11 protein-coding genes are annotated in these 12823 nt (G+C 62.1%); 2 read left to right on the top strand and 9 right to left on the bottom strand.

All coding sequences use genetic code 11. The annotated features are described in order from the left end of the window. The first annotated feature begins 188 nt into the window (after positions 1-188). On the top strand, positions 189-1022 hold the full coding sequence (locus ACSQ2A_RS21020) for a sugar phosphate isomerase/epimerase family protein (RefSeq protein WP_436073810.1): 834 nt from the start codon (positions 189-191) through the stop codon (positions 1020-1022). Between the two features lie 4 nt (positions 1023-1026). Then, on the top strand, positions 1027-2766 hold the full coding sequence (locus ACSQ2A_RS21015; RefSeq protein ID WP_436073809.1) for a PAS domain S-box protein: 1740 nt from the start codon (positions 1027-1029) through the stop codon (positions 2764-2766). A gap of 17 nt (positions 2767-2783) precedes the next feature. Here ACSQ2A_RS21015 and ACSQ2A_RS21010 read toward each other — a convergent pair whose 3' ends face one another. From ACSQ2A_RS21010 to recQ, 9 genes are all read right to left on the bottom strand, one after another. Then, positions 2784-3542, bottom strand: a complete 759-nt coding sequence (locus tag ACSQ2A_RS21010; RefSeq protein ID WP_295414245.1) for an iron ABC transporter ATP-binding protein — start codon at positions 3540-3542, stop codon at positions 2784-2786. Further along, positions 3539-4528, bottom strand: coding sequence for an iron chelate uptake ABC transporter family permease subunit (locus ACSQ2A_RS21005; protein ID WP_436073808.1), 990 nt, complete (start codon positions 4526-4528; stop codon positions 3539-3541). Before ACSQ2A_RS21005 ends, ACSQ2A_RS21010 begins: the two co-directional genes overlap by 4 nt. Continuing rightward, positions 4518-5480: an ABC transporter permease gene (locus ACSQ2A_RS21000; protein ID WP_436073807.1), complete on the bottom strand. Its 963-nt coding sequence runs from the start codon at positions 5478-5480 to the stop codon at positions 4518-4520. Before ACSQ2A_RS21000 ends, ACSQ2A_RS21005 begins: the two co-directional genes overlap by 11 nt. Positions 5481-5535: 55 nt before the next feature. Then, positions 5536-6459: a siderophore ABC transporter substrate-binding protein gene (locus tag ACSQ2A_RS20995; protein WP_436073806.1), complete on the bottom strand. Its 924-nt coding sequence runs from the start codon at positions 6457-6459 to the stop codon at positions 5536-5538. A 182-nt stretch (positions 6460-6641) separates the two neighbouring features. Continuing rightward, positions 6642-7553 (bottom strand): LysR family transcriptional regulator, encoded by a 912-nt coding sequence (locus ACSQ2A_RS20990; RefSeq protein ID WP_295414240.1) that lies wholly within the window; start codon positions 7551-7553, stop codon positions 6642-6644. Between the two features lie 100 nt (positions 7554-7653). Beyond that, positions 7654-8397, bottom strand: a complete 744-nt coding sequence (locus ACSQ2A_RS20985) for a sulfite exporter TauE/SafE family protein (RefSeq protein ID WP_436073805.1) — start codon at positions 8395-8397, stop codon at positions 7654-7656. Between the two features lie 152 nt (positions 8398-8549). Beyond that, positions 8550-9851 carry a hypothetical protein gene (locus ACSQ2A_RS20980; protein WP_436073804.1) on the bottom strand — a complete coding sequence of 434 codons (1302 nt, stop codon included), beginning with the start codon at positions 9849-9851 and terminating at the stop codon, positions 8550-8552. A gap of 59 nt (positions 9852-9910) precedes the next feature. Then, positions 9911-10981, bottom strand: a complete 1071-nt coding sequence (locus ACSQ2A_RS20975) for a heparan-alpha-glucosaminide N-acetyltransferase (protein ID WP_436073803.1) — start codon at positions 10979-10981, stop codon at positions 9911-9913. Further along, the gene (recQ, locus tag ACSQ2A_RS20970) at positions 10968-12818 is read right to left on the bottom strand and encodes a DNA helicase RecQ (protein WP_436073802.1); all 1851 of its coding nucleotides are present in this window, start codon (positions 12816-12818) and stop codon (positions 10968-10970) included. Before recQ ends, ACSQ2A_RS20975 begins: the two co-directional genes overlap by 14 nt. Positions 12819-12823 lie beyond the last annotated feature (5 nt).

Here is a 12823-nt window from a genome sequence, read left to right as displayed (position 1 = left end):
ACGCTCAGCCGAAAATGGCGGCTTGCGAGAACCGGAGCGGAGCGTACGTTGGTACGTGAGCGCTGGCGTTTGCAGGCGAGTGTCAGGTGAGCGTCGCCGACCCTAATCGTTTGTCGCTATAACAAATTGTATTGCAGCCCCTCCAAGTGCGTGAGATTCTGCACAAGGAGGAATTGGGGAGAGACTTTATGGCCCAGAGTGCTGACCGCATCGCGGTCTCCACCTGGTCGTTGCATCGCCTTTTGGGCACGACCTATCCGCATGATTTGACCACCAGCGCCGTTGGACCGGGCGACGACACCTATGGGGAAGGCAGCGAGTCGCTGCTCGGCCTGCCCTCGGTGCTCGCCAATCATGGCTATCACCGGCTGGAGATCGTCTCCTTCCACATGCGCAGCCGCGATTCCATTTATCTCGCCGAACTGCGGGACCAGCTGAAGGTCTCGGAAGTGACGCTTCAGACCCTGCTGATCGACGCCGGCGATATCACCCATCCCGAGAATGGCGCCCGTGACGAAGCCTGGATTGCCGGCTGGCTCGACGTTGCCAATGAACTCGGCGCCGAAAATGCCCGCATCATTGCCGGCAAGCAAAAACCAAGCAGGGCCAATATCGACCACTCCGTCGCCGCGCTCAAACGCCTCGCCGCCGGCAATGCCGGATCATCGGTGCGGCTGGTGACGGAAAACTGGTTCGACCTGCTCTCCACGCCGGAAACCGTGCACGAAGTGCTCGATCGGCTCGAAGGCAAGGTCGGCCTTTTGGGCGATTTCGGCAATTGGGGCGGCGACAGCAAGTACGAGGATCTCGCCTCGATCTTTGCGCGGGCCGAACTCTGCCACGCCAAGGCGAGCTTTGTCGGTGGCCAGCTCGACGAGGCCGATTACGGCGCCTGTGTCGGGGCGGCCGAAGAGGCCGGCTACAAGGGCCCATACACGCTGATCTTCGATGCCGACCAGCCGCACGAATGGGCGGGCCTCGCGCTCGAACGCGATTTCATCCTCTCGCTCATCGAGGTTTGATGGCATGAGCCTCGCGCGCACGGCGCAACGGCGCGTGACACGGCCACGGCGCACCCAGCGCGCCGTGCCGGTGCTGTCGCGCCTTGCCGAAATCGCGCCGGTCGGCATGCTCGTCACCGGGCTCGATGGCGCGGTGCGCTATCTCAATCCCGCCTTTACCCGCCTACTCGGCCACAAACTCGAGGTCGGTCACAATCTCGATGGCTTTGGCCTCATCCACCCCGACGATACCGGCGCGGCGCGGCAGCATCTGGTGCGCCTCGCGCGCGGCGAAACCACCCATTATCGCGGCGAACACCGCCTGATCCATGCCGATGGGCACCCGATCTGGGTCATGCTCGCCGCCGCCCTCTCGACGGACGATGACGGCCATCCCGATTGTCTGATCCTGCAGGTCACCAGCATAGAATTGCAGAAGCGTGCCGAAGAAGCTCTCGCCTATTCGGAAAGCCGCTGGAACCACGCGCTCGAGGGCGCAAGGCAGGGCGTCTGGGATCACGATATCCGCAGGGATACGATGTTCTATTCGCGCATGTGGCGAAAGATGCGCGGCATCCCGGCCGACGAGGAAGTCGATGGCGATCAGGTCAAGTGGCTGCAGCGCATCCACCCCGAGGATCGCCCGCATGTCATGGCCAATGTCCATCGGCAGGATCAGGGCGACAATAGTTTCGACGCGCTCGAATATCGCGAGCTGACCCGCGACGGCCGCTACATCTGGATTTTGAGCCGCGGTCGCCCAGTCGAATGGGACGAGAGCGGCGAGCCGCTGCGCACCATCGGCACCGATACCGACATTACCTATCTGAAAACCGTGGAGCAGGAGCTGGCGGCCGAAAAGGAGCGCCTGCGCGTTACTCTGGAAGCCATTGCCGATGGCATGATCGCCACCGACGGCGAAGGCCGCGTGACCTTCATCAATCCCGCCGCCGAGCGTTTTACCGGCTTTTCCGCCGCCGAGGCCAAGGGCCTTTTGGCCGAGGCCGTCTTTCCTCTCCGCCATGCCCATTCCAATGAGGCGGCGCCCTGCCCGGCAGTCGCTTGCCTCACCCATCGGCAGGCGATGGAAGTGGAAGACGAGGTGGTGCTCGTGTCGCGCGATGGCCAGGCCCGCGACATCCGCTGCTCCGCCTCCCCCGTCACCACGCCCGACGGCAAGGTTTCGGGTGCCGTCCTCGTCTTCCAGGATATTACCCAGAGCCGCGCCCTGCAGCGCCAGCTCGTCCACTCCGCCAGCCACGACGTGCTCACGGGCCTGCCCAATCGCGCCGCCTTCGATCGCGCCATGAGCACCGCCATGACCTCGGCGCGCGATGGGCAGCGGCAGCATTGCCTCCTCTATGTCGATCTCGACCGGTTCAAGCCGGTCAATGACACGGCCGGCCATGCCGCGGGCGATGCGCTGCTCAAGCAGGTGGCTGAAACCATTCGCGGCGCCTGTCGCGGCCACGACCTTGCCGCCCGGCTCGGCGGCGACGAATTCGCCGTCTTGCTGGAAGACTGCCCGCTCGCCAATGGCCGCAAGGTCGCCGAAAAGATCGTGCGCGCCATCGCCTCGCTCGCCTTTTCCTGGAATGGCCGCCTCTATCGGATCGGCGCCAGTATCGGCGTCACTGTCATAAAATCGCGCTCGGAATCGGGCCTTGGCTATCTCGGCGAGGCCGATGCTGCCTGCTATGCCGCCAAGGCCGGCGGCCGCGGCCAGGTCGTGTGCTTTGCGGAAATGACCGTCGATCAGCCGTAGTAAACGCTGATCTCGGATCAGCCGTAGTAGACGCTGATCAACTGCCCGCCGATTTCGTGCACCTTGATGTCCATTTCATAAATGGATGAAAGCACGTCGGGCCGGATCATTTCACCTACCGACCCTTGCGCCGCCACCTTGCCATGCTTCATGGCGACGATGTGGGTGGAGTACCAGGAGGCGAAATTGATGTCGTGCAGCACCAGCACGACGGTCTTGCCCAATTCGCTCGCCGCCCGCTGCAACAGCTTCATCATGCCCATGGCATGCTTCATATCGAGATTGTTGAGCGGCTCGTCGAGCAGCACGTAGTCCGTGTCCTGGCACAGCACCATGGCGACAAAAGCCCGCTGCCGCTGCCCGCCCGAAAGCTCGTCGAGAAACCGCCCCGACAGGGCGGTGAGATCGAGATAGCCGATGGCTTCATCGATATGCACCTTGTCGTCGGCATTGAGCCGCCCCTTGGAATAGGGATAGCGCCCGAAGGAGACGAGATCGTGCACCGTGAGGCGCGCGGTCATGTGATTGTCCTGCCGCAGGATCGAAAGCCGCCGCGCCAGCACGTCGCCCGGGGTCTTGCTGACATCGAGCCCGTCGACCGTGACCGAGCCCTTGTCCATCGCCATCAAGCGACTGACCATGGAGAGCAGCGTCGATTTCCCTGCGCCATTGGGCCCGATGATGGAGGTGATGCCGCCCTTGGGCAGGCTCAGCGACACGCCGTCGACAACAGTGCTCTCGCCATAGGATTTGCTGACATCGGAGGTGATGATCATCGGGCCGATCTCCGCAGCACCAGGACAATGAAAACGAGGCCGCCCAGAAACTCGATGATAATGGACAGGGCCGTATCGAAGGCAAAGACGCGCTCCAGCAGGGTCTGCCCGCCCACCAGCGCAATCACGCCAAGCAGCACCGCCGCCGGCAGCACATAGCGGTGCTTTGAATTGCCGATCAGCGAATGCGCCAGCGTCGCGACGAGGAGGCCGAAGAACGTCACCGGTCCCACCAGCGCTGTCGAGACCGACACAAGGATCGCAACCAGCACCAGAATGACGGCGACAGTACGCTTGTAGTCGACCCCAAGATTGATCGCCTGCGCGCGGCCGAGCGAAAGCACGTCATAGGTGTGCATCAGCCGCCAGCCAACAAAACTCGCGATCGCCACGATGACGGTCGCAATGCCCAGCAATGTCGGATCAGTCGTCGCGAACGAAGCAAACAGTGTGTCCTGCAACACATTGAAAGCGCCGGGATCGAGCATGCGCTGCATCAGTTGCGACAGACTGCGGAACAGAATCCCGAAGACGATGCCGACGAGCACGAGCAGATGCAGGCTCCGCTCTTCGCCCAGAAACAGCCAGCGGAACAGCAGGAAGGAAAACCCGACCATGACGAAGAGTTCGACGACGAACTGGAGCTGGCTATCGATCGACACCAGCGCCGAAACGCCGAAGAAGAATACGACCGCTGTCTTGATCAGCACATAGAGCGCATCAAAACCCATGATCGAGGGCGTCAGGATGCGGTTGTTCGTAACCGTCTGGAACAACACCGTCGACACCGCCACCGAATAGGCGACCAGCACCAGCGAGAGCAGTTTCTTGCCGCGGAAGGAGAGCACAAAGCTCCAGCTCCCCTTGGCATCGAGCGTCATGAACAGCGCGATGGAAACGAGCGCCGCGACGCCGAGCGCGATCAGCACCAAAGCCGGCCGCGACAGCCGTTTCTTCCCAACTTCCAAAGCGAGGTCAGCTTGCATGACGCGGCGTCCTCAACAGGAGATAGAGGAACACGGCGCTGCCCACGACGCCCATGACCACGGCAATCGGGATTTCGTAGGGAAAGCGGATCAAACGCCCGACGATATCGCAGGCGAGCACAAAGCCTGCCCCGCCCACCGCCACCCAGGGCACGGTGCGGCGCATATTGTCGCCGACAACGAGGCTGACGAGATTGGGCACGATCAGCCCCAGGAACGGGATCGACCCAACCGAAACCAGCACCACGGCGCTGACCACGGAGACGATCACCAGCCCCAGCACCATGACGCGCTTGTAGTTGAGACCGAGATTGGTGGTGAAATCCTTGCCCATGCCGGCAACGGTAAAGCGATCCGCCGCGATATAGGCGAGAATTCCCCCTGCCAGCCCAAGCCAGAGCAGCTCATAGCGCCCACGCAAGACGCCCGAAAAATCGCCCATGTTCCAGGCGAGCAGCGAGGCCATGAGATTGGTGCGATAGGCGATGAAGGCGCTGACCGCACCGATGACGCCGCCGAGCATGATGCCGACCAGCGGCACCAGCAGCACATCGCGCAGCGGTACCGCGCGCAGGATGCGCAGGAACAGCGCCGTGCCACCCAGCGCAAAGAGCGCCGAAACCGCCATCTTGGCCATCAGCGGCCATTCGGGCGCCAGCAGCGTCACAACCAGAAAACCCAGAGCCGCGGATTCACTCGTGCCCGCCGTCGAGGGTTCGACGAAGCGATTGCGCACCACCATCTGCATGACGAGACCGGCAATGGCCATGGAGGCGCCGGCAAGCATCAATGCCAGGGTGCGCGGCACGCGGCTGATGAAGAAGATTTCGACAGCGCGCGCATCCGCCGTGCCCGACAGCAAGGCAGGCAGCGACACATCGCTGACGCCGACAAAGAGGCTGATGAAAGCCAGGATCAGCGTCGCGAGAAAGGCAAGAAGCAGAATGCGCAAGGAGGGGCCTTAAGCAAAGCCGGTGGCCGGATCGCTCCGGCCACCTGTTTAGTCTTTAGCTATTCAGCCCAGCCAGAACCTGGTCGAGCAGCAGCAGCACGCCCTGGTAGCCGTGCATGGAAATGTAGGAGGCCTGCGGATCGACATAGACGATGTGACCTTCCTTGGCGGCCGTCGTCTGGTTGAAGAGTTCGTTGTCGAGCAGGGCCTGGGCAGCGCCAGCGTTTTCGCCGGTGCCGGCATCACGATCGACGACGAACACCCAGTCCGGGTTCACTTCGAGGAGGAATTCGAACGACACGGAGTCACCACCGTGATCGCCGTCCTTCACGCCATCGAGCGCCGAGGGCATGCCCACTTCGTTGTAGATCCAGGAAACGCGCGAATCCGGGCCATAGACGCCGAGCTTGCCGGCATTGGTCACGAGCACCAGGGCATTGCCCTTGCCTTCGGCCGCAGCTTTCACTTCAGCGACCTTGGCATCGAGCGCGGCATTGAGTTCGGTGGCCTTGGCTTCGAGGCCGAAGATGTCGCCAAGCGTCGTCATGTTCTTCTTGACGCCTTCGACGATGGAGCCGTTGTCGACCGAGAGGTCGATCGTGGGCAGGATGTCCTTGGAGGTGCCGATGGCTTCGCGCGAACGGGCGGCGATGAAATAGACATCGGCTTCGGCTGCGGCAATGCCTTCAAAGTCGGGCTCGAACAGCGAACCGATCTGGATTGCATCGGCCGGAATCTTGTCGCCGAGATAGGTCGGCGCGTTGGACGACGGAACGCCCGCGACAACAACGCCCAGGGCGTTGAGATCGTCGAACACGGCCCAGTCCTGCACCAGCACTTTTGCCGGCACGCCGGTCAGCGTGGTTTCACCCTGAGCATGGGTGATCACCTTGTCCTGGGCAAAAGCCATAGGGGCGAGCACAGCGGCACTGGCAAAGAGGGCCGCAGCGAATGCAGTGGTGCGGAAAAGCGATGTCACGGGAACGATCCAATCGGTTTGCATCAAGGGACACGCCATCGAAATCCTGACAGCGCTTATCAAGGTTCCTAGCCAGCACATTTGGGCGAGTCAAAGGAAAATATGACGCAGCCAATCAGACTTTTGTCAGATTAGAATCGCTTTTATTTTGCGTGGTTTACGCAGCCCGTTGCGAAAACGTTTCAGCTGGAGGGCGCGTATGTCTCGGCGCAGAGCGCAATAAAGCTCTTCATTGCCGCCGAGAGCGGGCTCGACTTGCGTCGCGCCACCAGCAATTGCCGCATGGCCCAGCTTTCGGCCAGCGGCGCGCAGACAAGGTCGGTGCCGGCAAGCAGATGCAGGCTCGTCGACCGCAGGAAGCCGATACCAAAGCCGGCCTCGACCATGCGCACCAGCGCGGGAAAACTTTCCACCCGCAGCGTTTCGGTCAGTTTTTGCCCCTTGGCATTCGCCGCCTCCGAAAGCAGGCGGTCGAGCGAACCGGTATGATGCACCCCGACCATGGCATAGGGCAGCGCCGCATCGAAGGAGATGGCCTTGCGCGGCTCGATCTGCTTTGCCAGCGGATGATCGGGCGGCGCCAGCACCCAGACCCGTTCATCCTCGAAGGGCCTGATATCAAAGCGGGCAAAATCGTAATTGTCCGAAACGATGGCCACATCGGCCCGGCCCTCGTCGAGCGCCAGGAGCGCCTTGGCGGCGCCCATTTCGGCGATGGCGATTTCGATGCCCGGAAATTTCTGGGCGTAGCGAGCAAGCAATTCCGGCAGGCGGCCGGTCAGCGCCGAGCCGGTCGAGGCGAGGCGCAAGCTCCCGCGCAGGCCCGAACCGAATTCGGCCATGACAGCATCGAGATCGGCGATCGAACGTAGAACCGTACGACAACCTTCGGCATAGGCCTCGCCGGCGCTGGTCAATTTGACACCCTGCGCCGAACGATCGAACAGCACCACGCCCAGCCGCGCTTCGAGATCGGACACGCGCCGGCTGACGGCCGAAGATGCGATCCCCTCGCGCTCGGCGGCGCGGCCGATCGAGCCTGTTTCAGCCAAAAGCAGGATAAGTCGCGCGGTTACGCTGTCGAAAGGTGCCATGTCGTCTCCCACGCGCACCATAGAGGGCGATTGCGGGAGTTCAAAACCACTCGGCGTATTTTTGGGCATTTGATTGTGCGTAAGCCCGCAAATGAGGGGTTTAGCCAGCGGCCAGCGCCATCAACCCACGCGAAAGATAGAAAAGGCCGATACCGGTGACGATCCAGCGCGTCCATTTACGGAAATTGTCATCGGTCAGCCGCTGCAGGATGCGGTAGCCGACATTGGTACCGAGAATGGCAAAGGGCGCGGCAACGAGGGCAATGGCCCAATCGCCCACACCCACGGCCGAGGCCACGGCGCCATAAAAGACGATCTTGGCGCCATGCGAGAGCACCTGCGCCGCCGCTTTGGTGGCAATAACCGTGCGGCGGTCCATCTCGGTGCGAATGAAAAAGATGTCGATGGTCGGTCCGGCAACGCCCACCGCAAGGTTGAGCCCTGACCCGAAGAAGCCGCAGAGAAAGCCATGCAACGGCTTGCTGGCATCGAGCGCCAGCCAATCCTTGGGAATCCAGACAAGGATCGGCATAAGCCCCACGGCGATACAGACGGTGACGAAATCGGGCGTGTAGCGCACGATGAACAGCAGCGTCGCCGCGGTGATCAATCCCAGACAGATGGTCCCGAGAATCCGCCAGTCGATATATTGGCGGGAGAAAATGGCGCGCGAGCCATTGGCAACAAGCTGGATGACACCCTGCACCGCAATGGCCGTCGCCACTGGCAGCACAGTCATCAGTGCCGCCAGCAGGATCATTCCCCCAGCCATGCCGAAAATCCCCGACAGGATCGAGGTGCAGAAAGTGGCTAGGGCGATAATGGCAAGGAGCAGCGGGGACATGACCTCTTCATGACCGAGCTTTGCCCCTGTCGCCAGCGATGCTTTGGCAAGGGGCCATGCCGGGGCCAGCTTCTTTGGATCCCTCTCCCACCCTCACTCTCCCCATCAAGGGGAGGGATCAAAGGTGGGGGTAAACGGGAGGCACGATCAAACTACAATATCCCCGGAAAATAGTCCGCAGCCCCCTTGCCCAAAAACTGCTTCACCTCATCCAGTGGCGCCGAGAACAGATCGCCATTGCACACCGATATGACGTGGGGAAAGCCCGAGAGGGTGAACGTCACCGCATCACGCTCGCTGAACCGGATGTCGAGATTTTCGGCAATGGCTTGAGGGTTGATACATTCGGACGCAAGCTCGGCATCGAAGAGATCGGAGGGGATATTGTCCCGCACATAGGCGATCAGGCCAAAACTCGGGCCCCAGAAGTAGGCATCCGGATTGGCCGCAGCCGCCTCGGCATCGGCGACCTCATCAACCGCCGCGCCCCATTCGCGCGGCACCCAGGCCGAAAACACCTGTGCCAGATCGAGCGGCTCGCCGGTCTCGACGTCAAAGGTGTAGCTGTCGATGTGATTGTAGGGATGCGCCCCGGTGCACCAGAGACTGCCCGACTGCACCCAGCTTACCAGTTTTGGCGAAGCATAGCTCAGGGTCACCAGCTCGCCGTCATAGTCGCCCAGCGTGCCGCCCATGGAGCCCATATATTCGCCCTTGCCATAGGTCGCATAGCGGAAGGCGAGGCAATCGAAGGCCGAAAGGTTCATGCGGCCATGACGTTCGGACAGGATGGCATTGACCTTGTCGACCGGTGCGCCATCGGCAAAAGCCGTCACGCGCGGAAAGGCGAATTTGGTCCGCGGATCGGTCACGTCGCGAAAAGTCGCGTCGCCGAGCGCCTGTTCCGGCCCTTCGTCAAATTCAACGTCAAGCAGGCTCATTTCATAGGGTGCAGCGCTCCAGTCGAGCGCGGCACCCTCATGGAAACCGAGGGCCGCGGATCGATCATGAAGCCCAAAGGGCGTCAGGGTTTCGGACGAGTCTAGGTCGCGCCAGGCGAGCACTTCGAGCGTGAGATCGACGGTCTTGGGCTTGCTGTCCAGCGTCGTGCGCTTGCCCGTGGCCATGTATTCCGTCGGGTCATAGGTCAGCTCCCAGACGGCGGCGAGCGGCGGATCGACCGCCTTGCCCTCGTCGTCGGTTTCGCAGGTGGTTTCGTCGCAGGGCGCTTCCTCGTAGAGCGCAAAGGCATTGCCTTCCTGCGACACGGCCAGCAGCGGCACGTCGCCGCCAGTGTCCTTGAACGTGTAGCGCCCCACCACTGGCCCGCTCTTCGCGTCAGTCAGTTCGACCAGAATTTCTCGTCCATTGAGCGTACCGAGAAAGGTGCGGACCTCATCTCCCAGTGCGGGGGTGGCGGCAAACAGGGCGAGCAGGAAGGCGGCGTGGCGCATGGCAGGGCTCCTCTGCCCCTTGCCCTATCACGGCGCCCTGAACTGCGCCTGAACAATTGCTATTGCGCTGGTGCTTCGAGCAATTCGGGATAGATCAGTGCCGAACATTGCCGGTTGTTCTCATCGAGCTTTGTCTGCTGCTCCGGGCTCAGCACGCCGGTATAGACCGCATCCCAAAGTTCGTCCTCGTCGAGCCCTTCGAGCCCGCACTGGCAATAGGTCGTGCACATCTCCGCCGTGGTTCCTGCGCTTTCGCAGGTCGATTGGCACGAGCGCAGAAAATCCTGCTCGCGCAGCGCATCCTGTGTACCGAAGAACATTGAGAGCGGCACGATCACCGCCAGCAAGATGGGCTGGTGGATGAGATAGAACGGCAGGCTCCAGCGCCCCAGAAACGCAAAGCCTCGCGGCAGTTTTCCGGTCGGCTGGATAGTCGCCAGTTTCGGCAGAAGCGCGGTCTTGCCCAGCCGCGTCACCAGGACGCCAATCAGCACCGCGCCGAACCACGGAAAAACCGGCACGAGATCATTGGTGATGGGCGGGGTCACCCAGAAGCCAAGCCAGGAGAAAACCTTCTCGTTGAACAGCGGATCGGCAAAGAAGAAGGGCGGCAGGATGAAAGCCAAAGCCACCAGCGCCACAACCACCACCGGCACGAAAAGAAACGGCAGGGCCATGAGCATGAAGAGCGCAATGGCATGCAGCACGCCAAAGTAGACAAAGCTTTCCGGGAAGGCGATGAGCGTGCCGACGGTGATCGCCAGCGCCCCGCCAAAGGCAAAAAGCCAGCGCCGCCAAAAGCTTTTCCAGCGTATCCCCTCGCCATGCCCGAGCACGAGGCCCACACCGACGAGCAACAAAAAACTCGCCAGGATCGTGCGGGCAAAGAACACCCAGCGCGGATCAAAACCCACATCGGCTGCCAGAAACCCGAAATACCAGAGGTCCCAGCAGAGATGATAAAAGGCCATAGCGAGAATGGCGACGCCACGGGCAATGTCGATGATGGGGAGACGTGGGCGTTTGGGCTGGCTTTTACTCTCTGAGCCGCCTCCGCCTCGGGAGCCCCCTTCGGACTCGGAAACACCTTCGACCATATCGAAGATCGCGGGAAGCTTATTCTCCGGCATACCCAATCACCACCGCCAAAAACGCCTCGCCATAGCGATCGAGTTTGCCCTGCCCGACGCCGGGCAGATTGAGCATGTCATGCGGATGCGTCGGGCGCGCCAGCGCCATGGCGCGCAGCGTCGCATCATGGAAAATCACATAGGGCGGTACGCCCTGGCTTTTCGCGATTTTCAGCCGCTCGCTGCGCAGGGCATCGAAAAGCCCCTGCGCATGCTCTGGCAGATTGACCGCCTTGCTGAGCTGCCGCCGCACTTCGACCGCCTTTTTCGGCCGGTCTTTCCGTAGCGTTACGCCGCGCTCTTTCTTGAACACCGCCCGCGCGCCTTCGCCTAGCGTCAGCGCGCCGTGATTGGCATGGTCGACGACAATCAGCCCCATGGCCGTCAATTGCCGCAACACCGATTGCCAGGCCTTGGCATCAAGCTCGCGCCCCTGCCCGAACACCGGCTGGTTCTGGTGCCCAAAACGCTGGACCTTCTCGGTCTCCTTGCCCACCAGCACGTCGATCACATGCGCCGCGCCAAAACGCTGGCCAGTCCGGAAAATCGCCGCCAGCCCCTTGATCGCCGCCTCGGTCCCGTCCCAGCTTTCCACCGGCGAGCGGCAGGTATCGCAATTGCCGCAATTGCCGGCATGCGCCTCGCCGAAATGGTTCAAAATCGCCTTGCGCCGGCATTCCGCCGTTTCGCAGACGCCGAGCAGCGCATTGAGCTTGCCGTGTTCGAGGCGCTTCACCTCGTCCGGCGCCCCGCCCTCGTCGATCATGCGCCGGCGTTGCACCACGTCGGCCATGCCATAGCTCATCCAGGCATCGGCTGGCTGCCCGTCGCGCCCACCGCGCCCAGTCTCCTGGTAGTAAGCCTCAATCGAAGCCGGCAGATCCATATGCGCCACATAGCGCACGTCCGGCTTGTCGATGCCCATGCCAAAGGCGACCGTCGCCACGAGGCACAGGCCTTCTTCCTTGAGGAACGCATCCTGATTGGCACTGCGCAGGTCTGCCGACATGCCGGCATGATAGGGCAGCGCCCGGATCCCCTTGCGCGAGAGGTAGTCGGCCATGTCCTCGACCTTGGCGCGGGAGAGGCAATAGACAATGCCGCTCTCGCCCTTGTGGCCGGAGAGGAAATCCAGCAATTGCTCGCGCGGCTTGTCGCGCTCGACGATGGAATAGGAAATGTTCGGCCGGTCGAACGAGGTGGTAAAAACCTTGGCCTGTTCGAGCCCCAGACGTTCAATAATATCTTCGCGTGTCGTCGGATCGGCCGTGGCCGTCAGCGCAATGCGCGGCACGCCGGGGAACAGCTCCACCAGGTGAATAAGCTCGCGATATTCCGGCCGGAAATCGTGCCCCCACTGGCTCACGCAGTGGGCCTCGTCGATGGCAAAGAGCGCGATATCGACACCCGAAAGCATATTGGCAAAGCCCGGCGTCGCCACCCGTTCGGGCGCCACATAGAGGAGGTCCAATTCCCCGGACCGCAATTGCCGGCGCACCAAACTCGCCTCTTCCGGCGACAGCGAAGAATTGAGCGCCGCCGCGGCCACCCCCGCCTGCTTCAGCGCCTCCACCTGATCGCGCATCAGCGCAATGAGCGGCGACACCACAATGCCGACGCCCGGTCGGCAAATGGCCGGAATCTGGAAGCACATGGACTTGCCGGCGCCCGTCGGGAACAGCACAACCGCGTCGCCGCCGGCGACGAGCTGGTCGATCACCTGATCCTGCTGACCACGAAACTGCTTGTGCCCAAAAATGTCGCGCAAAACCTCAAGCGGGGTCGGCCGCTCGGCACGGTGGGGCGAAAACAGGTCAATTGAGTCGAGCGCTTGCACGCCTC

The organism is Devosia sp. LjRoot3, from assembly GCF_964252865.1.
Taxonomy (GTDB): Bacteria; Pseudomonadota; Alphaproteobacteria; order Rhizobiales; family Devosiaceae; genus Devosia.
This window is presented reverse-complemented; position numbering and strand designations above follow the sequence as displayed.

Bases quoted from the DNA above. Each gene is read 5' to 3' on its own strand.
- ACSQ2A_RS20975 (WP_436073803.1), bottom strand. From the start codon at position 10,981: ATGCCGGAGAATAAGCTTCCCGCGATCTTCGATATGGTCGAAGGTGTT.
- ACSQ2A_RS20985 (WP_436073805.1), bottom strand. From the start codon at position 8,397: ATGTCCCCGCTGCTCCTTGCCATTATCGCCCTAGCCACTTTCTGCACC.
- ACSQ2A_RS20990 (WP_295414240.1), bottom strand. From the start codon at position 7,553: ATGGCACCTTTCGACAGCGTAACCGCGCGACTTATCCTGCTTTTGGCT.
- ACSQ2A_RS21020 (WP_436073810.1), top strand. From the start codon at position 189: ATGGCCCAGAGTGCTGACCGCATCGCGGTCTCCACCTGGTCGTTGCAT.
- ACSQ2A_RS21005 (WP_436073808.1), bottom strand. From the start codon at position 4,528: ATGCAAGCTGACCTCGCTTTGGAAGTTGGGAAGAAACGGCTGTCGCGG.
- ACSQ2A_RS21010 (WP_295414245.1), bottom strand. From the start codon at position 3,542: ATGATCATCACCTCCGATGTCAGCAAATCCTATGGCGAGAGCACTGTT.
- ACSQ2A_RS20980 (WP_436073804.1), bottom strand. From the start codon at position 9,851: ATGCGCCACGCCGCCTTCCTGCTCGCCCTGTTTGCCGCCACCCCCGCA.
- ACSQ2A_RS21015 (WP_436073809.1), top strand. From the start codon at position 1,027: ATGAGCCTCGCGCGCACGGCGCAACGGCGCGTGACACGGCCACGGCGC.